General features: G+C 68.9%; 20 protein-coding genes and 1 tRNA gene. 7 read left to right on the top strand and 14 right to left on the bottom strand.

Annotation, left to right across the window (positions count from 1 at the left end; genetic code table 11):
* Window positions 1–2: 2 nt before the first annotated feature.
* The 4 genes from ACZ3HL_RS31505 to ACZ3HL_RS31490 all read right to left on the bottom strand — a co-directional run bounded on the left by ACZ3HL_RS31505 (window position 3) and on the right by ACZ3HL_RS31490 (window position 4611).
* Window positions 3–3176, bottom strand: coding sequence for an NACHT domain-containing protein (locus ACZ3HL_RS31505; RefSeq protein ID WP_465535091.1), 3174 nt, complete (start codon window positions 3174–3176; stop codon window positions 3–5).
* Window positions 3177–3178: 2 nt separating this feature from the next.
* Window positions 3179–3655: a thioredoxin-dependent thiol peroxidase gene (bcp, locus tag ACZ3HL_RS31500; protein WP_034308781.1), complete on the bottom strand. Its 477-nt coding sequence runs from the start codon at window positions 3653–3655 to the stop codon at window positions 3179–3181.
* 27 nt (window positions 3656–3682) lie between these two features.
* The gene (locus tag ACZ3HL_RS31495; RefSeq protein ID WP_465418263.1) at window positions 3683–4228 is read right to left on the bottom strand and encodes a hypothetical protein; all 546 of its coding nucleotides are present in this window, start codon (window positions 4226–4228) and stop codon (window positions 3683–3685) included.
* Between the two features lie 200 nt (window positions 4229–4428).
* Window positions 4429–4611: a hypothetical protein gene (locus ACZ3HL_RS31490; protein WP_007028251.1), complete on the bottom strand. Its 183-nt coding sequence runs from the start codon at window positions 4609–4611 to the stop codon at window positions 4429–4431.
* Window positions 4612–4810: 199 nt separating this feature from the next.
* On the opposite strand from ACZ3HL_RS31490, the gene ACZ3HL_RS31485 reads away from it, so the two are divergent.
* Window positions 4811–5149 carry a hypothetical protein gene (locus tag ACZ3HL_RS31485; protein WP_465535090.1) on the top strand — a complete coding sequence of 113 codons (339 nt, stop codon included), beginning with the start codon at window positions 4811–4813 and terminating at the stop codon, window positions 5147–5149.
* Here the strand turns inward: ACZ3HL_RS31485 and ACZ3HL_RS31480 are convergent, their stop codons facing one another.
* From ACZ3HL_RS31480 to ACZ3HL_RS31440, 9 genes are all read right to left on the bottom strand, one after another.
* Window positions 5150–6241: a zinc-binding dehydrogenase gene (locus ACZ3HL_RS31480; RefSeq protein ID WP_465535089.1), complete on the bottom strand. Its 1092-nt coding sequence runs from the start codon at window positions 6239–6241 to the stop codon at window positions 5150–5152. It abuts the gene before it with no gap.
* A complete protein-coding gene (locus tag ACZ3HL_RS31475) occupies window positions 6238–6528 on the bottom strand; it encodes a putative quinol monooxygenase (protein ID WP_465535088.1) in 291 nt (96 codons plus the stop codon). Before ACZ3HL_RS31475 ends, ACZ3HL_RS31480 begins: the two co-directional genes overlap by 4 nt.
* Window positions 6525–7118 carry a glycerol-3-phosphate responsive antiterminator gene (locus ACZ3HL_RS31470; RefSeq protein WP_125785062.1) on the bottom strand — a complete coding sequence of 198 codons (594 nt, stop codon included), beginning with the start codon at window positions 7116–7118 and terminating at the stop codon, window positions 6525–6527. The genes ACZ3HL_RS31475 and ACZ3HL_RS31470 overlap by 4 nt, the downstream gene beginning before the upstream one ends.
* An 18-nt stretch (window positions 7119–7136) precedes the next feature.
* Entirely contained in the window at window positions 7137–8699 is a 1563-nt protein-coding gene (locus tag ACZ3HL_RS31465; RefSeq protein ID WP_465418271.1) for an FAD-binding oxidoreductase, read from the bottom strand.
* Window positions 8696–10366 (bottom strand): glycerol-3-phosphate dehydrogenase/oxidase, encoded by a 1671-nt coding sequence (locus tag ACZ3HL_RS31460; RefSeq protein WP_465535087.1) that lies wholly within the window; start codon window positions 10364–10366, stop codon window positions 8696–8698. Before ACZ3HL_RS31460 ends, ACZ3HL_RS31465 begins: the two co-directional genes overlap by 4 nt.
* 32 nt (window positions 10367–10398) lie before the next feature.
* Window positions 10399–11874, bottom strand: coding sequence for an FGGY family carbohydrate kinase (locus tag ACZ3HL_RS31455; RefSeq protein WP_465535086.1), 1476 nt, complete (start codon window positions 11872–11874; stop codon window positions 10399–10401).
* Entirely contained in the window at window positions 11874–13295 is a 1422-nt protein-coding gene (locus ACZ3HL_RS31450) for an MFS transporter (protein ID WP_465535085.1), read from the bottom strand. The genes ACZ3HL_RS31455 and ACZ3HL_RS31450 overlap by 1 nt, the downstream gene beginning before the upstream one ends.
* Window positions 13296–13533: 238 nt before the next feature.
* The gene (locus tag ACZ3HL_RS31445; protein ID WP_465535084.1) at window positions 13534–14466 is read right to left on the bottom strand and encodes a LysR family transcriptional regulator; all 933 of its coding nucleotides are present in this window, start codon (window positions 14464–14466) and stop codon (window positions 13534–13536) included.
* A 398-nt stretch (window positions 14467–14864) separates the two neighbouring features.
* On the bottom strand, window positions 14865–15374 hold the full coding sequence (locus ACZ3HL_RS31440) for a DinB family protein (protein WP_465418282.1): 510 nt from the start codon (window positions 15372–15374) through the stop codon (window positions 14865–14867).
* 54 nt (window positions 15375–15428) lie between these two features.
* Between ACZ3HL_RS31440 and ACZ3HL_RS31435 the strand changes: the two genes are divergently transcribed.
* From ACZ3HL_RS31435 to ACZ3HL_RS31410, 6 genes are all read left to right on the top strand, one after another.
* A complete protein-coding gene (locus ACZ3HL_RS31435) occupies window positions 15429–16202 on the top strand; it encodes an aminotransferase class IV family protein (protein ID WP_465535135.1) in 774 nt (257 codons plus the stop codon).
* A gap of 14 nt (window positions 16203–16216) precedes the next feature.
* Window positions 16217–16804: an SDR family oxidoreductase gene (locus ACZ3HL_RS31430; protein ID WP_465535083.1), complete on the top strand. Its 588-nt coding sequence runs from the start codon at window positions 16217–16219 to the stop codon at window positions 16802–16804.
* A 32-nt stretch (window positions 16805–16836) separates the two neighbouring features.
* On the top strand, window positions 16837–17844 hold the full coding sequence (locus ACZ3HL_RS31425) for a methyltransferase (protein ID WP_465418289.1): 1008 nt from the start codon (window positions 16837–16839) through the stop codon (window positions 17842–17844).
* Window positions 17845–17877: 33 nt separating this feature from the next.
* Complete coding sequence (locus ACZ3HL_RS31420; RefSeq protein ID WP_465535082.1) at window positions 17878–18678, top strand: metalloregulator ArsR/SmtB family transcription factor; 801 nt, start codon at window positions 17878–17880, stop codon at window positions 18676–18678.
* Window positions 18679–18683: 5 nt separating this feature from the next.
* Complete coding sequence (locus ACZ3HL_RS31415) at window positions 18684–19283, top strand: dihydrofolate reductase family protein (protein WP_465418293.1); 600 nt, start codon at window positions 18684–18686, stop codon at window positions 19281–19283.
* Window positions 19284–19404: 121 nt separating this feature from the next.
* Entirely contained in the window at window positions 19405–20790 is a 1386-nt protein-coding gene (locus ACZ3HL_RS31410) for an ATP-binding protein (RefSeq protein ID WP_465535081.1), read from the top strand.
* A gap of 132 nt (window positions 20791–20922) precedes the next feature.
* Here the strand turns inward: ACZ3HL_RS31410 and ACZ3HL_RS31405 are convergent.
* Window positions 20923–20996, bottom strand: a tRNA-Leu gene (locus ACZ3HL_RS31405).
* Window positions 20997–21067 lie beyond the last annotated feature (71 nt).

Here is a 21067-nt window from a genome sequence, read left to right as displayed (position 1 = left end):
CGTCAGAGGATCTTCACGCCGGGCCCGAGTTCGTCGAGTCCGATGATGCGGTCTTCCGGTCGTGCGCGGAGGCTGATGTCGAGATCCGCCAATGGCCGGACGTCCACGGTGTCCCCCTCGTTGGCGGAAATCGTGACGCGCTTCAGCGTGGGATGGGAAGCAAGCGGGCTGAGATCGTTTAGCTCGCAGGACCAGAGACTGAGCGACGTCAGCGGAAGGTCGGCAAATGGGGTCAAATCCGTCGTGTCGACATGTCTCGCCCAAAGATACTTCAGGCCTGGGAAGGTTTCGGCGATCAGCTGTGCGGTGATTTCGGTACTCGGTGCGCAGAACAGCCTGAGTCTGTCGATTCCGGGCAGCGGCGGCGTGGCGGCCAGCGCGCGGCGCGAACATTGCCACAGATTGAGATTGACCAGCGAAGTCATCGAGGCCAGAGCATCGAGACTGTCGATCGACTGCAGTCGATCGAGCGATAGGTCCCGCACTTGTGTCAGGCGGCCGAGTGCTTCCAGTCCGCGCCACGGCGAGGACCGGAAGAGGGTCAGTTCTTCTAGTCCCTCCAAGGCTTTGAGCGATTGCAGACCGGTGTACTTCTTGGCGAAGAACAGACCGATGTCCTTCAACTCCGGATGATCGGCCAGAGAGGTTACGTCCACCACGGCGTTCTCGTCGAAATTCAGGTTGAGCGCCTGAAGTTCGGGCACGCCGGAGAGCAGGTCGAGTCCGGGCAATTCTTCTGAGTAGGGGAGTATGACCGACAAGGCATCAAGATGTCGAAGCCGGCTCACATAAGGCAATAGCCTGCCGGCATTGACTTCGAATTTGCCGTTCCACAGCGGGGAATCGGCCAGCACTTCGTCGGCGAAGCGTTCCGGATCGAAGTATTGCCAAGCCTCGCTGAGCTGCTTCTGGACCTTTTCCCGAGAGTCCTGGGCGTAGCCGCGCAGAAGCGGCAGAGCGTCGTCGCCCGCGGTGAGGGTGGCCGCCCGGACGGTCGCGGCGGCGGCCGCCTCGCTGAGTCCGTCGGTGGTTTCGGGGAGATAGCGCAAAAGCCGGGGCCCGACCGACGCCAAGGACTGGGTTTCACGGAGGTCGCGCGGTGGGACGAGATGCGCCCGGGTGACCTGTTCGACCCGCTCGATCACGGCGGGATCGACGTTGCTGACCGTCTCCAGGCAGGCCGCCGCGAGCAGGCGCAGGCGGCGGGTGTGCTGCTGTTCGGCGTCGGCGCGATCGAGGATTTCGGTGAGCAGCTTGTCGGCCTGATGGTGCTTCGCGTGACCGCAGGCCATGATCACGGTTTCCCGCCAGGTGTCCCGATGCGCGTTCGCGATCAGGGTGTCCAGATAGCGTGCCTCGGTGGCCTCGTTCGCGGCGAGGAACTCCTGGAAGGTCCGGTGCACGAAGTCCACCCGGCCGCTCACCGGCTCCCGCAGCACGCCGCTGCGTTCGAGGAGATGGTCCAGTACTTCTTCGGCGTCGTGGTCGACGTGCGGTATCCAGCGCAGCCGGTACGCGATGTGCTCCAGGACCTCGTCCTTCGGCAGTTCGACCTTGCCGCTGGAGGTGAGCCGCCAGGCGAGATGTCCGAGCAGGATCAGTTTCTGCTGTTCGGTGAGCAGGACGGTGATGCTGCGCGCGGTGTCGCGCAGGTGCAGCAGCATCGACAACGCCTTGCGGTACAGGTCCATCCGGTCACGCGGCAGTTCCGAACGGTGCGCCCAGTTCAGCGCGCACAGCATCGAGCAGAGGAGCGGGCTCGACGCCAGCGTGCGCAGATGCGGACGATTGTTCAGCTGGTTCAGCAATCGCCGCCGGGCGTCGTCGAGATCGTCTTCCGGGCGTGCCGAAACCGCGGCTTCGTGCCATTTGTCGACCAGCGCGTGGATGTCGGTCGCGTTCATCGGTTCCAGCAGAACGGAACCGAACCCTTCCTGATACAGCCACCGCTGGTCCGCGGCCGCGCTCCGGGAGGTGACGACGAAACGCGCTTCCGGATAGGTCAGCCCGAGTTCGTGGAGCCAGTCCTTGACCTTCCGGCGGCGTGGCGCTTCGACCTCGTCGACGCCGTCGACCAGGATCATCGCCTTTCCGCTTCGCAGCACGCGGTCCGCCCAGTTCGCGGGCGCCCGCCCGGCGAGAGTGGGGGCGGCGTGAGCCACGAACTGCTCGGCGCCCGGCAGATCTCCGGAGGCGAAGCTCCTCAGCCGGATCGGGAACGGGACGAATCCATTCCACGACGACAGCTTCCCGGTGAACCGGTTGCCCGCCGCGCCGATCGCGAGCCAGTTCAGCAGGGTGGTCTTGCCGGAACCCGCCTCGCCGCGGACCAGCGTCCGGTGCTCCTCGCCAATCGCGCTTTCCGCCCGCATGGTCGTCCCGTCGGGACGGGCGGTGTGTTTCTTGAACCAGTCCATCGGCCGGTCGTCGCCGCGCGAGCTCTCCGACGAGACGGAAAGACTGAGGTAGGCGACTGTCAGCGGCAGCGTCGGCTGGTCGTCTTTCGTCAGCCCGAGCAGATCGAGCCTGTCCAGCTTCCGCGCGAGCAGACCCAGGTACTCCGCCCTGAACTCCGCGTCGTGGTCGGTTCCCGCCGGTGCGGTGAGGCTCGTCTTCGGGATCCGCGAGAGGAGTTGGTCCAGCTGGTCCGACTGCCGGGACAGGCGTCCCAAGATCTCGGCCAGCGTCGTCGGCTGGAACGACGGCAGATGCCGTACCACCATCACCAGGTGACGGCATGCCTGATCCAAAGCCAGTTCGTACAGTGCCGCCGCCCGCTCGGCGAGCAGGGCCGAGCGAGCGGGGAACTGTTCGCGGACGCGCCGGGCCAGGAGTTCCGGGTCGGCGTCGTCCGCCAGGAGGGCTTCGTCGGAGAGGTCGACCTTGCCGAGCGTGTCCTCGACAGCGAGGAACGCGGCTTCGATCTCGTTTTCGGGCAGCGACGAGAAGCGCGCGGTGAGGACCGGCTTCAGCTCTTCGGCCACCTGCAGGCCGATCGACTCGACCAGGTTCTCGAGTTTGCGTTTCTCCAGCGGACCTTTGAGTTCGTCCGCCGCCAGTTCGGCGAGGCTCGACTCGCGCTCGGTCTTCTTCCGCCGTCGTTGCAGCCACGACTTCGCCGCGTGCGAGGCGATGGTGCCGCCCAGTTTGAGTGCGGGCCCCTCCAGTCCCGTCATCGTCAGGACGCCAGGTCGAGGTCCCGCAGCAGCTTCGCGACGTGGCCGGTGGCGCGCACGTTGTACTGCGCCACGGCGATCTTGCCCTCGGGGTCGACGACGAACGTCGAGCGGATGACGCCTTCGTAGACCTTGCCGTAGTTCTTCTTCTCGCCGAAGGCGCTGTACGCCTTGAGAACGGTCTTCTCCGTGTCGGACAGCAGCGGGAAGGTCAGCCCCTCCGCCTCGACGAACTTCGCGAGCTTCGCGGGCTTGTCGGGCGAGATGCCGAGCACCTGGTAGCCGGCGTCGTTGAGCTGCGCGAGGCTGTCCCGGAAGTCGCAGGCCTGCTTCGTGCAGCCCGGCGTGCCGGCGTTCGGGTAGAAGTACACGACGACCGACTTGCCGCGGAAGTCGCTGAGCTTGACGTCGTTGCCCTCACTGTCGGGGAGGGTGAAGTCGGGCGCTTTGTCGCCGGGGGAAAGTCGCTGCTCGGTCATGACGCACACGGTAGCGAATCGGCGGCGTCAGACCTTTCCGCAGTACTTGGCCGCGACAGGCTCCGAAGGGCTCGGCCGCACCTGAAGGCGCAGCTTCACCGGCCTGTCCGGAACGGCGAAGGCGAGGTTCAGCTGGACCGACCGGCCGGGCGCCACGTCCTTGCCCGCGTCCGCGATGCCGTTGTAGCCCTGCACCGGGTCGACGACCTGTTTGACCGCGGCGGCCTCTCCGTCGACCTCGCCCGTCACGGACAGGCCGGAGAGCCGGTAGGTCCCGTCGCCCGCGTTCGTCACCTCGATGGCGAAGGCCACCGCGCGCGGGCTCTGCGGGTACGCCGACGCGCTGGGGCGGAACGCTTTCGGCGCCGACACGGAGATCGTGACCCCGGTCGCGAACCGGTGCGGGGCACCGAAGGCGAGGTCACCTTCCGCGTGCGTCGCGGCCAGGCCCTGCGCCGGAGCGTCCGCGCCGAGCACGGCGGCCCCTTTTTCCGGTGCCGGAACCCCGCACGCGGTCGCCAGCAGCAACGAGCAGGCGGCGATCAAGAGCTTCGGGGTGCGCGGGGGCGCCATGTGCGGTTACTCCAGTCGGCGGTGCGGGTGGGCCGTTCGAGGTAGGTATTAGTGCCGAAGAGTCCAGACTGACGGTCTTCCGCAGCCGAGAGGAGCGGCGAGGCCGGGTTGACGCGCACCTGGTGTACAGCCGTGGCCGATCCGTGATCGGAAGGACACGACTAGTGACAGTCGTCACCTCGGTGGCACATCGCCAGGGGTCAGACGGCGAAGGCGAAGAACAGGATGAAGATCGCCAGACCGGACACCCAGGCCACGATCAGCCAGCCGAAATCGCGCATCGGGTCGACCGCGCGGCTTTCCTCGCCAGGGACATAGACGCCGCGCTCTTCGAACCAGTCGGCCCATCGGGTCAGCCAGCGGAAGGGGCTTCGAGACGCCATGTCGTCACAGTACGGGTATGGATGAGCCGCGTCAGCCATGGAGGGACGACCCGAAAGGGCGAATCGGACGGGCCGGCTATCGCCCGCCAAACCTTTTCCCGACTGCGTCACCCGTCAGGCTGTAACGAAGGTGCCCGGAACAGCCGTCACCGATCGGGGCCGTGGCAGGATGATCAGATGACGAACTTCCGAAAGGCCCATGCCGCGTAGATCGCCCGCGCGAGTCCGGCGAGAGCTGTCGCCGCGACACCCGGCCGAATTCGGTGTGGGCTTCTCGCCGGCGCTCGCCGCCGAGCTCGCCCGGCTCGAACGCTCCCGGAACCATCTCGGGCCCGGTGCGACCCGGACCGCGCTGCGCCTCTGGCGAGAGTTCGTCGCGAACCCGTACTGGCGGCTCCGAGTCGACACCGAAGGCTGCGGTGTCTGGGAATGTTGCGGTGATCCCTGGCAGGCGAGGGAAATGCTCGAAGGCGTTGTGCTCGCTCTCCCGGCCAGAGTCGCCAAGGAGATGCGGAGCCACATCGCTCCCGAACCTTGATCAAGGGAACGTGACGACCTGCCGGACCGCGGCGCCCCGCCGCAGCCGGTCGAATCCCGTGTTGATCTCCTCCAGCCCGATCCGGTGCGTCAGCAGCGCCTCCACGGGCAGCAGCCCGGCCCGGTACAGGGCGATGAACCGGGGGATGTCGCGCCGGGGGACGCACGAGCCGAGATAGCTGCCGCGCAGCGTCTTTTCCTCGGCCACCAGGCTTTGCGCGGGCAGCGCGAGCTCGGCGGAGGGGTGGGGAAGGCCGACGGTGACCGTGGTGCCACCGGGCCGGGTGGCCCGGTACGCCTGGTGCAGGGCGGCGACCACACCGGTGGTGTCGACGGCGTGGTCGGCGCCGCCGTCGGTGAGTTCCTTGATCGCCTCGACGTCGCCCTCGAGTGCGTGGGTGGCGCCGAGGGACAGCGCCAGTTCGCGCTTTTCGGCGACGAGGTCCACCGCCACCAGTGTGGCCGCGCCGGCGGCCTTCGCGGCGAGGAGTGCGGCGAGGCCGACGCCACCGAGGCCGAACACGGCGACGCTGTCTCCCGGCCGTACGTCGGTCGCGTTGAAGACGGCGCCGGCGCCGGTGAGCACCGCGCAGCCGAAGAGGGCCGCGACGTCGAACGGCAGGGTGTCGTCGACGGCGACCACCGAACGCGCCGAGACGACGATGTGCTCGGCGAACGCGGAGACACCGAGGTGGTGTCCCGGGCGGCCGTCAGGGGAGGACCAGCGGGTACCGCCGCCGAGCAGGGTGCCGTTCCGGTTCGACTCGGCCGCCGGACCGCACAGGGCGGGCCGTCCGGTGAGACAGGGGCGGCAGTCGCCGCAGGAGGGCACGAACGACAACACGACATGCCGGCCCGCCGTGAAGCCGGTGCCCTGCCCCGCCTCGACCACCTCGCCCGCGGCCTCGTGTCCCAGGACCATCGGCAGCGGCCGGGGTCGCGAGCCGTCGATCACCGACAGATCCGAGTGGCACAGACCTGCCGCCCGCACCCGGACGAGCAGCTCGCCCGGGCCGGGAGGCTCCAGCGTCATCGTCTCGATCTCCAGCGGGCGGCCGGTTTCACGGAGGACCGCGCCCCGGACCCGCATCATCGCTCGCTCCCGGCGGGGACACAGGTGGTGACCTGGCGTTCGGACAACAGCGGCACGACCTCGCCGAGCACGATCCGCCGGAAGTGCTCCGACTCGCAGTGCGCGGTGAAGTCCGGTTCGGACTCGTACTCCTCGACGATCACCACCACTCCGTCCTCGGTTCCGGAGTGGACGGTGTAGCGGAGGCATCCGGGCTCACGCCGGGATGCGGCGGCCATCGGCTCCAGTAGTCCGAGGACGCGGTCCCGGTGCGCGGTCACGTACCGGGCCACCACGACGAAGCTCATTTCTCTCCTGCGCTCAGCTGGGACCGGGTCAGCGACCACAGCCCCGAATCGGACGACGCGGCGCCCAGTGCGCCCATCGCGAGGGAATGCGCCACCCCGGACCGGTCGGTGACGAAACCGGCCGCCACGAACGGGGACATGACTTCGCGGGCCTGCGCCGACATCCACGGGATGATCGGCGCGGGCATGAGCTCCACCAGGTCGGGGCGGCTGCGTTTCACCGCTTCCAGGCTGCGGTTCAGATTCGACCGGTCGGTGACGAACACCTTGTGCATCGTGAGCATCGACAACGTGCGCGCCCGTTCGATCGGGGCGACCCGGGTGCTGACCACCCCGGTCGCCCCGATCTCCTGGAGGAAGTCCACACCGCCGCGGTCGGTGGCGAGGCCGGGACAGGAATCGATGTTGACGAAGAGGACCTTCTCCAGTCCCGTCAGCACCGGCACGATCTTGGCCAGCTGCCCGACCGGGACCGCCGCGAGGATGCCGACGCGGGACGCCGAGTTCGCGAAGTCGCCCACCTTGGCGGTGCCGACCACCGACGCGCAGACCGGGACGTCCGCGAACGCCGCCGTGATCCTCTCGTTCATACGGTCCACAGTGGTCGATCAGCTCGTGGAGTCAAGGGGGTTCGGCCCGAAGTCACTGGGCAGCCCGAGTTTGCCCGGATTGAGCAGGCCCCGCGGGTCGAGGGTCCGCTTCACGGCGACGAAGGTGTCGAAGCCCGTGCCGAGCGTGTCCGCGAGGTACGGTCCGCGAAGCAGACCGGAACCGTGGTGGTGGCTCAGCGCGGCCCCGTGGCGCACGAGCACGGCATTGGCCGCGTCCCACGCCGAGCGGTACCAGTGCCGCCGCTTCTCCGGCTCCACGTCACCGCGCAGCGAGAAGTACAGGCAGGCGCCGTCGGTGTACGCGTGCGATTGGTGCGCGGAAGCGGCCAAAGTGCCCGGAACGGCCTTGATCGCGGCCACGACCTCGTCGTAGATCGCGGGCAGCGCCGACCATGCCCCGGCCATCTCGAGGGTGTCGGCGACGAAACCCGGGCCGGGGGTGAACCCGTCGGCCGACTTGCCGACCAGCATCCGCTCGTCCAGCCAGCGCTCGAACAGCGCCGGACCGTCCAGTTCGGACCCGGTCGCCGCGCAGACCTCGGAGCTGACGCGGAGCATCGCGTCGACCAGCACCGGGTCGCCTTCGTCGGCGATCAGCAGCAGGTTGGTGTCCGGCAGGCCGAAATGCGTCCCGCTCTCCAACTTGTCGTAGAGCCGCATCGCGGCCGGGGTCGCGCCGCGCTGCATGATCAGACGGCACGCCTCCAGCCCCTCGGCGAAGGTTTCGAAACCGTAGGCGACGGCCTTGGCGTACTCGGGCAGCGGATGGGTGCGCAGCCGGACGGAGGTGATCACGCCGAGCGTGCCTTCCGAGCCGACGAACAGCTGGCGCAGGTCGGGGCCGGTGGCGGCGCGCGGGTAGTCGCCGAACCGGGCGAGCGTGCCGTCGGCCAGCACGACGTCGAGGCCGACCACCATGTCCTCGATCTTCCCGTAGCGGGTGGAGAGCTGACCCGCGCCGCGGCAGGCCACCCAACCGCCCACAGTGGACAGTGCGAAGGCGGACGGCCAGTGTCCCGTGGTGGCACCGTGCGTCTTCTGCAGTTCGGTTTCGAACAGGTCGCCGAACATACCGGCCTGCACGTCGACGATCTGGGAGTCCGCGTCGAAGGACAGGATCCGGTTCAGCCCGCAGACGTCCAGCACCACCCCGCCGAACACCGGCAGCGCGGCGCCGGTGACGTTGCTGCGCCCGGCGGACACGGTCAGCGGCACGCCGTGCTCACCGCACAGCCGGACCACGGCCTGGACCTGCTCCACCGTGCTCACTTCGGCGATCACCGCGTCCGGGGTCGCCGGATTCCCCGCGGTCTCGCCGATCATCGAACCGGCCCACCAGTCACGGGTGCGCAGTACGACCTCGTCGTGGTCGGTGTGCACCGCGTCCGCGACACCCCGCAGCGACTCGGTCAGCGCGGCGGGCACGGGGACGGCGGTCGTCTGCAGCGACGCCGGCCCCTGTCCGGGCGGGGTGCGGTCGCCCCAGCGCGGCGGCGTCGGCGCGCCGACCACGTACTTGCCCCGGTTGAACGGGTGGGCGATGGCCTGGCTGCTGATCATGCGTCGTCTCCCAACAGAATCGACTTCTCCCGGGCGACGTCCGCCCGATAGTCCTCCACTTGCGCGGCCACGGTTTCCTGCGACAGCCCGAGTTCGGCGCCGAGCAGTTCGCCGACAAGGGGCGCGGCCTCGGCGGAAGCGTCCCTCGCGAACAAGCGCAGCCGGGTGCGCCGGGACAGCACGTCGTCCACCGAACGCGCCATTTCCGACCTGGCCGCGAACACGACTTCGGCCTTGAGATGCGGCTGGCCGGGAATGAGTGGCTCGCCGAGCGACGGGTCCTCGTCGACGAGCTCGCTCACGAAACGGGCTTCGGTGCCGTAGCGGCCGCCGAGGTGCGCGGCGATCCCGCCGGTCGCGGCGGTGGCCTCGGCGTCGTATCCGGCACCGCCGAGCAGGGGCAGGTTCTTGGTGCGGCAGCGGGCTTTGCGCCCCAGCAGCCCGAGCGCCTTGTCGACTACGAGCTCACCCATATGCCTGCTCGTGGTGAGTTTGCCGCCGGTCACGGTGACCATGCCCGAGGCGACGGTGATGTGGTGATCGCGCCGCATGTCGAGCGTGGCGCCCTCGGATCCGCCGACGAGCGGCCGCAGACCCGCGTAACTGCCCAGCACGTCTTCGGGGCCGAGCTTGGTGTCGAAGGCGATCGTGGCGCCTTCGAGCAGGAACTCCATCTCGTCGCGGGTGCAGTGCACGTCGTCGGTCGGGCCGTCGTAGTCGGTGTCGGTGGTGCCGACGACGACCACGTCGCCCCACCGGGTGCACGTCGCCCGCCTCGCGCGGCCCGGGATCGGCACCGTCACCGTGCAGTCGTTACGGATCTTCGACCACGGCAGGACGATGTGGACGCCCTTCGCCGGGCGCACCTGAGGCCGATGTCCCGAGGAGGCCATGCCGTCGACGCTGTCCGCCCACACCCCGGTCGCGTTGACGACCACGCGTGCCCGGACGTCGATCCGCTCGCCGTCGGCTTCGACCGTCGCACCGGTCACCCGCCCGCCGGTGGTGCGGAGGCCGGTCACCCCGGCGCCGTTGACGACGACCGCGCCAAGCCGGGCCGCGCTGCGAACGATCGCGAGGGTCAGCCGGGCGTCGTCGGCGCGGCTGTCGTAGTACATCAGCCCGCCGCGCAGATGGTCCGCGCGCAGGGTGGGGGCGTGCGCCAGCACCTCGTCGACCGTGAGCCGCTGGTGCAGTTTGCCGATCCGCCAGCCGCCCGCGAGATCGTATGTCCACAAGAGACTCTCGAAGGCGCGGGCGATCCTGGCGTCGAAAACACCGTCCTTCGCCAGGATCGGGAACAGAAAAGGCAGGCGCTGCACCAGATGCGGGGCGTTGCGACGGAACCGCTGACGCTCCAGCAGCGAATGCCGGACCAGATCCAGGTTGCCCTGCTCGATGTAGCGCAGGCCGCCGTGCACCATTTTGGACGATTTGGACGACGTCCCCGAGGCGAAGTCGTCCCGTTCGACCAGTGCGACCGAAAGGCCGCGGGAGACGGCGTCCAGCGCGGTGTAGGCGCCGGTGATCCCGCCGCCGATCACGAGCAGGTCGAACTCGCCCGTGTCGAGTCCGGTCAACGCGGTGCGACGGTCCAGCCGCAAGGGTGCCGAAGGGGTCGCTCCCGCGGCGACGGCGTTCGGCCGCCGGGACGGCAGTGTGAACATCGAGAAGCCTTTCCGATCAGAACAAGGGGTATTCAGGACAGGGAGACGGCGAGCACGTCTTGCCAGCGCGCCCGCAGCTTCAGCCGGTCGGTTTCGGCGAGGCCGGGTTCGAAGATCCGGTCCGGCGGACGGTGGGCCACCGCGTCGGCCAGCGACGGCCACAGCCCGAGCCGCGTGCCCGCGAGGTAGGCGGCGCCGCGCAGGCTGGCGGTCGCGGAATCCGCCACCCGCTCGATGGCGAGACCGGTGAAATCGGCCTGGCTCTGGAGCAACGCGTCACTCGCCGCCAGACCGCCGCCCACCCGCAGATGGGTCAGGGGCCGGTCCATGGTCGTCCGCAGCGCGTCGACGGTGTCACTCACCGCGTGGGCGATCCCGTCGATCACCGCGCGGGCAAGGACTTCCCGTGTGGTGGCCAGGCTCAGCCCGGCCAGCACACCACGCGCTTCGGGCCGCAGCACCGGGGTGCGCAGCCCGGCGAGCGTCGGCGCGAACCAGGTCGCCTCGCCACTCGGCTGGGTCGCGGCCAGCGCGCTGATCTCGGCCGCCGACGTGAACAGGCCGAGGTCCTCGGTGAGCCAGCGCAGGGCGGAGCCGGTGGTCGAGGTGTAGGCCTCGAGGCTGAACCGGCTGTGGCCGCGGCTACGCCAGGCGACCAGGCACAGTACGCCGTCGAGTCCGCCCACCGCCTCGGGCGGCTCGTCGCCGGCCAGCGCGCCGACGAAGGTGCCGGTGCCGTGGACGCAGGTGCCCTGGCCGGGCGACAGCGCGCCCAGCGCGATCAGCGACGCGTGCTGATCACCCATGACCGCCGCGATCGGTACGCGGATGCCGAGCAGATCCGGGTCCGTGTAGCCGTAGTCGCCGTCGTCGTCCTGCGGGGGTGGTGCCAGCTCGGCGGGAAAACCCAGTGCCGCCAGCCATTCCTGGTCCCAGGAGTGCTCACGTAGCCGGTATCCGCCGAACGCGACGGCGTTGGTCGCCGAGATCGTGAATCGCTCGCGCCCGCTGAGATGCCACACCAGCCAGGTGTCGACGGAGCCGAACAGCACGCGATCCGCCGGGACGTCGAGCCGCTCGAGTTGCCGTGCCGCCCACAGGAACGGGGCGCGAGTCCCCACCGGACGGCCGGTCGCAGGCCACAGGTACCGGTCCCACTCCGGAGCGAGCTGCGCCAGCTCCGCGGCGTAACGGCTGTCCTGCCACACCACGGCGGGAGCCACCGGGCGCCCGGTCTCCCGGTCCCACAGGACGGCCGTCGCCCGCTGGGTGCAGATCGACATCCCCGCGATCTCCACGCCGTTCCCGGCGGCCCACGCCACCGCCTGCCGGGCGACGTCGACGGTCCGGTCCAGTAGCTGCATGGCGTCTTGTTCGACCTGCGCCGGTTCGGGGTGGCTCACGTCGATGGAGGTGTAGAAGGAGGGCCCGCACCGGCCGTCCTCGCCGACGACGGCCGCCCTGGTGCCGGTGGAACCCTCGTCGACGGCCAGGATCCCGCGCCGCATCAGGCGCTCCTGAGCTTGAGGTCGATCGTCTCGTCGTCGGGGTCGATTCCGCTGCGGGTGGGGTCCCAGCGGACGATCAGGCACGAGACCAGGCCGAGGAACGGCACCACCGCGAGCAGGGCGATCGTCGGGCCCAGCCCCATCGCCTCCTTGATCTGCGGGAACACGTACAGCCCGATGACACTGCCGAAGCTGCCGAGCATCCCGGTCACCCCGGTGCCGAGCGTGCGGATGTCGCTGCGGTAGGACAGCGCCGCGATCGACTTGCCGTTCGCGCCGGGCCCGGCCGAGTGGAAGAAGATGAACAGGAACGGGAGCAGGAAGCCGACGGCGATGGGCAGTTTCCCGAAGCCCAGCCCCATCACCAGCAGGATGGCGAACGCGAACGCGTAGCCGATGGCGGAACTCGTCCGGAGCCCGATCTTCCTGCCGACGTAAGCCGAGAGCGCGCCGCCGATGATCCCGGCGATGTTGAAGACCATCGAACCGAGGGTCGCGGTCTGGAACGCCTGGCCGAAGATCGCCAGGCTGATCACCGGCAGGTACCAGCCGACGGCGAAGTACTGCATCGACTGGGTCAGCGAGATCGCCGTGGACAGGAAGGTCCGCGGCAGGTACGGCTTGCGGAAGAGCACACCAGCGTGCCGGAACCCGATCTTCTGTTCCGTGGCGGGATCCGGCCCGCTCTTCGCTCCCGGGGTCACCTGGAAACCGTAGATCCGGCGGAGGCTGACCGCGGCGTCGGCGAGCCTGCCCTTGGCCGCGAGCCACGACGGGCTCTCGACGAGGAACGTCACCTGCAGGACCAGCAGCGCGATCGCGAAGACGCCGGCCGAGCCGACGGACCACCGCCAGATCCCCACCCCGGCGTCGAGGTGGAAGAACACCAGCGTCAGCCCCAGGTTCACGGTGGTGGCGACGTACCAGACGGACTGCCAGAGGTTGAGCCGTCCGCGCAGTTTCGCGGGGGTGTACTCGGCCAGCATGGCCATGGCGACCGCGAAGTCGATGCCGTAGGCGACACCGACCAGGCCGCGGCCGAACCACACCTCGCCGAAACCGCCCGCCGTCGCGGTCAGGACCGCGCCGATCGCCGCGATCGCCTTGGCGGCGATGAGTGGTTTGACCCGTCCGATACGGGCGGCCAGCCAGCCGCCGATCGGGTTGAACAGGATGGCGACCGCGGGCGCGGTCGCGGTCAGCACGCCGACCTGGGTGGAGCTGAGGCCGAGTTCCTTGATCATCGGCGACAGGCCCGCGCCGAGGGCGGCATTGGAGTAGGCGTCCAGGAAAAGGCCGCCCAGCACGAGATACCACAGCAGATTCGCCTTGCGCGGCAGCCTCGAAAGACTGTTGATCAGCGCGGCTACCTGGGAAACGTTCGAAATCGAGCCTGTCGGGCTGAGCGTCGATGAACTCATGGACCGCCAACTTTCTGCGCTGGCTGTCAGCGATCCGACACAAAAAAACAGACACGACGAAGACCGCTGACAGTGGCTCTTCGTCTGTGCCTGTCTGAAGGGAGAAGAGTAGATCCCGATCCGTGGCCCGTCAAGACGGTGCCCTGTCTGGCCACAAAGGACACTTCACCGCCAATGTCCGTGAAGGCCTCCTTCACTACCCTCAGGGTAGGCAAGGAGGCCTTCACGGACCATTGACTCAATCCGCGCTCATCGCCTCCCGGTCCGACACCGGGAGCCATTGCCGCTCCGGATCGAACGGCCGATAGGCGGAGCGGACGTGCTCGATCAGCAACCGCAGGGTGGGGTGCCGGTTCTCGTGCCGCCACAGCAGGGAGAACGGATACACCGGCGCCGGGTCGACGAGCGGGATCTGGACGATGTCCGGATGCCACGGCACGTGCATCTTCGCGCCGACGAAACCCAGCCTGTCCGTCGACTCGCTCAGCACCTCGACGTGGTGTTCGAGCCCGAAGTTCGGGCCGTCGGTGTCGACCAGGATGCCGAATTCCGGGCACAGTTCCTGCCAGAACTCCGCCCATTCGCCGGCCCGCGCGTTGTAGGGCATCCACGCCGTCAGGCCGGCCAGCTCCGCCATCGCGACCCGGCGCCGCCGTGCGAGCGGATGCCGCCGCCCGACCAGCAGGTTCGCCGGTTCCAGATAGGCGGGCGTGCGGCCGATCCCCGGGGACGGCACGGTGCTGACGCGGGCGAAGGCGGCATCGACGGTCTCGGGAAGCAGGGACCGGCGCACCGCGCCCAGCCCGGGCGTGACGAGCTCCAGTTCGTCGTCGTGGTCGGCGTGGAACGCCCGGATGACCTCCATGGTCGCCAGCCGTGTGCCGAGGACGTCGACGCGCAGCGCCCGCCGCCTGCCGTGGAGGCGCTCGACGGCCTGGTCCGCGAGGCTGATCAGCGCGCGGGCGTGGGTGAGGAACTCCTCGCCGTCTTCGGTCGGCTCTGCCCCGCCGCGCGTCCGCGACAGCAGCCGCACGCCGAGATCCGCCTCGAGCTTCGCGACGCGTTTGGAGATCGCCTGCTGGCTGATCTCCAGCCGGATCGCGGCCTCGCTGAAGTACCGGTCGTCGGCCACCGCGACGAACGCGCGCACCGCGCCCAGGTCCAGCTCCACTGTGTCTCCCTACAACTCCTGGTTGTCGATCGCCGTGTGTCGCTTGTTGGACAACACCGGCGTGCCAACGGTCCAATCGCCGCGTCGGACCGGAATCGTACAACCGTGGGGAGTGGCCGGTGGACTCCTTCGTGCACCTGCACGTTCATACCGAGTACTCGAGTTCTACCGGCAGTCCGTCCGGGCGGGGACAAGATGTCGGTGTTCGGCGGCGGGCGACGGGGAGCCGCCGCTGACCCTGCACGCGGCCGCCGAGCGGCTGACCGAGGGCGCGGACTTTGCTGGCGCACAAGGGAAAAACCCCGGTCCGCGTGGAACTCGCCGGGACGGTGTACGCGCTCGACGACTACCCGGTCGCCGTCAGTCCGGTACTTCTCGGCGAGCTGAAGTCCCCGGCGTCACATCGAGCTGCGCCGCAGCAACCTGAGCTGCCCGATCTCGGCCACGTTCTTCATCAGTTCCGAGTTCACCCAGGCGACAGTGTGGGCGAACGTCAGCCCGGCGTCCCCGCCCCACGGATAGGCGGAAGGCGCGTCCAGGTCGTTGTCGGTCAACCGATCCAGCACAGCCAGCCATTCCTCGCGAAGACCGCGCAGCCACTCGATGGTGGAATCTTCGCCGGGCCAGGTGATTTCCTCGCGCTCGCGCGGAGCCCGTCCGTTCGCGTGATCCAGTGCGACACTCCACCACCAGCCGATATGCCAGGTGAGCCAGGCGATGGTGGGCACCGGAATGGGGTCGGGTTCGGTGTCGGCCCAGTCGGGGGTGCCGTCCGCCCGGATCGTCCAGCACAGTGCCGAAGGCTCCCAGCGGAAGTCCGCCGGTTCGAGATCGGCGAGGTGGTAGTCGAACAACGACCAGGTCAGATCGAACTGCCAGCGCGACAGCTCGGTACGCGATGCGGACACCCGCGGGATCCTTCCGCCGGGACGGGGCGGCCGCAACCGGTTTACGGTGCGGGCATGAGTCCTCATGTCGCGCAGCTGAACGGCCGGACGGCGACCGCCGAAGAGCTGGCGCCGCTCGCCTTCGCCGGTTTCGCGCATTTCACGGCCATGCAGGTGCGGGACGGCCGCGTGCGCGGTCTCGACCTGCACCTGGGCCGGCTCCGGACCGCCTCGCTGGAGCTGTTCGGCGACGCCCTGCCCGACGACCGGATCCGTTCGTTCGTGCGGGAGGCGCTCAAGGACAGCCCCGCCGACGTCTCCCTCACGGTGACGATCCACTGTCCCGGGGAGCTCGAAGTCCTGGTGCGGACCAGGCCACCGTCGTCCGGTCCGGCGGGGCCGCTGGCGCTGACGGCCGTGGAGCACGAGCGCGCCCTCCCCGCCTTCAAGCACACCGGCGAGATGGCGAAGACGTACTTCCGGCTGCAGGCCGTCGGGGAAGGATTCGACGACGCGGCGTTCGTCGACCGCCGGGGCAGGCTGAGCGAGGCGACGATCTGGAACCTCGCCTTCTGGGACGAGGGTACGGTGGTGTGGCCGGACGCCGGCCTGCTGACGGGGACCACGATGGGCATCGTCCAGCGGCGGCTGGAGGTACTCGGTGTGCCGCAACGAGTCCGGGAGGTCACGCTCGCCGATCTGCCGGGGCTCGGCGGCGCGGTGGTCATGAACTCGTGGACACCCGGGATCGCGGTGCGCCGGATCGGCTCCGCGCCGTTGCCGGACGCGCCGTCGTTCGTCGAGGCACTGCACCGGGCTTACGAAACCGAACCTCTCACGAGACCTTGAAGGGAAAGACGCCGATGAAGATCCTCGTGGTCGGTGCCACCGGGACGATCGGGGCCGCGGTCACCGAAGCGCTCACCGCACGCGGGCACACGGTGCTCCCCGCGTCCCGCTCCGGTGAGATCAAGGTGGACGTCGAGCAGCCCGCCACGTTCGACGCGCTCTTCGCCGCCGAGCCGGGTATCGAGCACGTCGTGTGCTGTGCGGGGAGCGGCTCGCTGGTGCCGGTCGACGGCGGCACCGACGAAGAGTTCATCCAGGGGCTGCAAGGAAAACTGCTCGGACAGGTGTTCCTGCTGCGGCACGCGATCCCGCATCTGCCGGACGGCGGCTCGGTCACCCTGACCGCCGGCCGGATCCCGGAGACGTTGCGCGGCAGCGCTTTCGGAGTCCTGACCAACTCCGGTCTCGAAGCGTTCGTCGCCGCGGCGGCCCGCGAGCTGCCACGCGGCCTCCGGGTCAACGCCGTCAGCCCCGGTTGGGTGCGCGAGACCCTCGCCGCGCTCGGCGAACCGGAAGGCGGCACCCCGGCGGCCGACGTCGCGCGGAGCTACGTCGAGGCCGTGGAGAACGCGGACTTCACCGGGCGCACGCTGGTGCCGTAAGTCGCTTGACCACGCTGCCACAGTGGATAGTCGTGACCTCCCATGACAAGGACAGACAGGAATTCCTCCGGCTGGCCGGGCTCGCGACGCCGATGGCGCTGCGGGTCGCGGTGACCTTGGGGTTGCCGGACAGGTTGTCCGGGCCCGGCGCGGCCGTCGACGATCTGGCGGCGGAGCTGGGCCAATCCCCGCTCGCCCTCGGCCTGTTGCTCGGACATCTCGCGACCCTCGGCGTCGTCGAGGCGACTCCGGACGGCTACCGCACCACCGAGTACGGAGCGAAACTCCGCGCCGACGCCGGAAACGGGATCGCCGGGCTCCTGGACATGAACGCCGCCGGCGGGCGGGGCGAGCTGGCGTTCATCGAACTCGCGCACAGCATCGCCACCGGCGAGGCGGGCTACATCCGCCGCTACGGCAAGGACTTCTGGACCGATCTCGCCGAGCAGCCCCATCTCCGGGACACGTTCGACCGGCAGATGACCCAGCGGTTCCTGACACAGGTGCCGCGATTCGTCGCCGGATTCGACTGGTCCCGGTTCGGCACGCTCGTCGACGTCGGCGGCGGTCACGGCAGCCTGCTCGCCGCGATCCTGAAGGCCAACCCCTCGATGCGCGGCCACCTCGTCGATCTCGCGCCGACCGCGGCGGCCGCGGAACGGGAACTGCGCGCGCAGGGCCTGGAAGACCGCGTCGAGGTCACCGCGGGCAGCTTCTTCGACCCGCTCCCGGCAGGCGCGGACGCCTATCTGCTCTCCGACATCCTCCACGACTGGGACGACGAGCACGCCCATCGCATCCTGGCCCGCTGTGCCGACGCGGTCCGCCCGGGCGGCCGGGTGCTCGTCATCGAGGCGGTCGGCGGACTCGGGGCCCAGACCGAGTGGGACCTGGTCATGCTCGTGCTCTACGGCGGCCGCGAGCGGCGCCTCGACGAACTTCGCGAGCTCGCCGCCTCGCACGGGCTGGTCTTCGCCTCCATCACCACGCTGACCGAGGAGCGAAGCCTGCTGGAGTTCCATCCGCAAGATATTCCTTGACAAGAATATTCTGATGAGTGAATACTTCTGGGCATGGAGCAGATCGCAGCAGCACTGGGAGACGGAGCTAGGCGGCGCATCGTCGAGCTTCTCGCCGAGCGGCCCCGGTCCGTCGGCGAACTCGCCGAGCTGACCGGCCTGCGGCAGCCGCAGACCACCAAGCACCTGCAGACCCTCGCCCGCGCCGGCCTCGTGACGGTCTTCCCGCTGGGTCAGCGTCGGGTCTATGCGGCCGAAGCAGGTCCGCTGAAGGACTTCGAAGGACGGCTGCGAGCGCTGATCGCGACCATCGAGGCGAACGAGGGCGAGCGAGATGTCCTCACGCGCTATCAGGCCGCGATCTCCGCGGACACCGCCTCCGCGAAGCGGGATCGGTGGGCGGACGGCCGGGCGTTCACGTTCGACCGCCTGCTCGCCGCGCCGCCGGACGCCGTCTGGCGGCATTGGACCGAGCCCGCGCTGCTCGCGTCCTGGTGGGCGCCGCCTTCGATGACCGTCACCGACTGCGTCATCGAGCCGCGGGCCGGGGGACGGGCCGTGCTCGACTACCGCGACGCGGAAGGGCGATACCGCTCCGCGGGCGAGGTCCGCGCCGCGACCGAACCCGAACACCTCGAATTCGACCTCTCGGTGCTGGACGCCAAGGGGGACACCTTCTTCACCGGCCACTACGACCTGAAGTTCGCCGAGGCGCCGGGCGGGACCCGGCTCCGGCTCGACCTGCGGATCACCGAAACGACCGTCGAGGCGGTCCCCTTCATCGCCGGTATCGAAACCGGCTGGGGCCAGGTGCTCGACAACCTCGCAGCTCAACTCACCAAGGAAAAGGACTGAACGACATGACGAACCCCACCGGCCGCCGCGTCACCGCGAACATCAGCGTCACTCTCGACGGCCACTACAGCGGCCCCGGCGGACCGGGCGACATGGGCGCGATCGTCTCGTACGCCACCACCGACGTCGCCCGTGCCCACCTCGCCCGCATCCACGAGAAGGCGACCACCGCGGTGCTCGGCAGGCTGAACGCCGAAGGCTTCCTGGGCTTCTGGCCCACCATCGCCGCCGACGAGAACGCCGACCCGCGCGACCGCGCCTACGCGAAGTGGCTTACGGACGCGGAAAAGGTCGTCTTCTCGAAGACGTTGACCGAAGCGCCGTGGGACCGCGCCCGCATTGTGAACGCCCCCGCCGGCGACGTCATCGCCGACCTGAAGGCGAACGGGGAAGGCGACATCCTCGTCAACAGCAGCGCCAGTGTCATCAAGGCCCTGCTCGCGGACGACCTGATCGACCGGCTGTACCTGATGATCTGCCCCGAGATCACCGGCGGCGGGCAGCGGCTGTTCGTCGACGGCCTGCCCGCGTCGAAGTGGGCGCTGGCTTATCAGGAGGTCGGGGAGTTGGGGGAGATGGCGCTGGTCTATGACCGGGTGCGCTGAGCCGCGCGAATAAAGTAAGATGAAGTCTAAGTAAGATTGAATCATACTTATGTGAGGAAATGCATTGATGAGTTTCCAGGGGCGGACGGCCGATCTCGCCCTGCTGGACAGGCAGCTGCGGGTGGTCCGTGACGCGGTCGCGACCACTCCTGGGCAGGCCGTGATCGTGACCGGTCGGCGCCGGGTGGGAAAGTCGAGGCTGGTCCAAGAGTTCTGCGACCGTTCAGGCGTGCCGTATGTCGTTTTTCAAGCCTCCCGCGGCCGCAATCCGGCCGCCGAGCGCGCCGACTTCACCGCCGCGCTGGCCCAGTCCGCGTTGCCTGGCGCCGACCTCGTCGCAGGCGCGGCCGGTACCGATTGGAACCAAGCGCTGCGTAGCCTGGCGGTTGCTGTCCCGGAACGCGAACCGAGCATCGTCGTTCTCGACGAGGTGCCATGGCTCGTCGAGCAGGACGGCGAGTTCGAAGGTGCCTTGCAGACCGTGTGGGATCGCTACCTGTCGGCGAAGCCTGTGCTTTTGCTACTCGTCGGCAGTGATCTGTCCACGATGGAGGCCCTCCAGGAGTACGGCCGTCCATTCCATGGCCGTGCCGCCCGCATGCTCGTCCGGCCGCTCGACCTCGGCGACGTGCAGGAAATGACCGCGCTCGAGCCTGCTGAAGCGATCGACGCGTTCCTGATCACCGGAGGCTTTCCCGAGATCGTCCAACGCTGGAAGCCGGGCACCGACCGGAAGGCGTTCCTGGAAGACCAGCTCGGGGATCCGCTCTCTCCGTTGCTGATGGCAGGAGAGTTGTCGTTGCTCGGTGAGGTCCCTAAGCCGTCGCACAGCCGCTCGGCCCTTGAAGCCATCGGAACGGGCGAGCGGACGTTCAGCACGATCGCCAGCCGGATCGGCGCTGGTGACCCGATCCCGTCGGGGACTCTCGCGCCTATTCTGACCACACTCACGGCCAAACGCATCGTCGCCGTCGACAACCCATTGGCCACTCGCCCCGACACCAAGAACAAGCGCTACCGGATCGAAGACTCCTACCTGCGGTTCTGGCTCACCTTCCTGCAGAGGGGGATCGCCGAGGTCGAACGGGGTCGTGGCGACCTGGTGGCAGCGCGGATCGAACGGTCTTGGACGTCTTGGCGTGGCCGTGCCGTCGAGCCGCTCGTCCGTACCGGTCTTGCGCGGCTGTTGCCCGACGAGCGGCTGCCTGGCGCGGAGTTCGTCGGCGGTTGGTGGAACCGCCAGAACAACCCGGAGATCGACTTGGTCGGTGCCGACCGAGAGCAGCCGGCACCGACTCGCATCGCGTTCACCGGCTCCATCAAGTGGCTGGAAAACGACCTCTTCGGCAAACGTGAGCTGGAGAAGCTCATCGCGGGTTCCATGTCGATTCCGGGACGTGACCACTCCACGCCGTTGGTCGCTGTGTCCCGCGCTGGTGTCGAAGAGGGTCTACCGCTGGCCGCGACGTTCGGTCCCGATGAGCTCATCAAGGCGAGGCGACGCTGAGATCGCTCGGCCGGTACGAGCTGGTCTGATGTCGGCGCCTCTCGACTGGGCTGGTGCGAGAACACTCGTACTGACGCAGAAGATCCGCCGTGGCGCCATGGCCGGGTTCTTCCCGCGTCAGGCCTTGATGGGTGGGCCCGGAGAGACTCGAACTCTCACTGGCACGGACCTAAACCGTGTGCCTCTGCCAATTGGGCTACGGGCCCCCAAGTACTGCCCCGAAATCGTAGCGTGCGACACGATCCGCGTTTCTCGGCGTGGCCGGTGCCACGTCGGG

The organism is Amycolatopsis sp. NPDC000009 (assembly GCF_055563465.1).
Note: the sequence above shows the minus strand (reverse complement) of the source record. Positions and strands in the feature narration are given on the sequence as shown.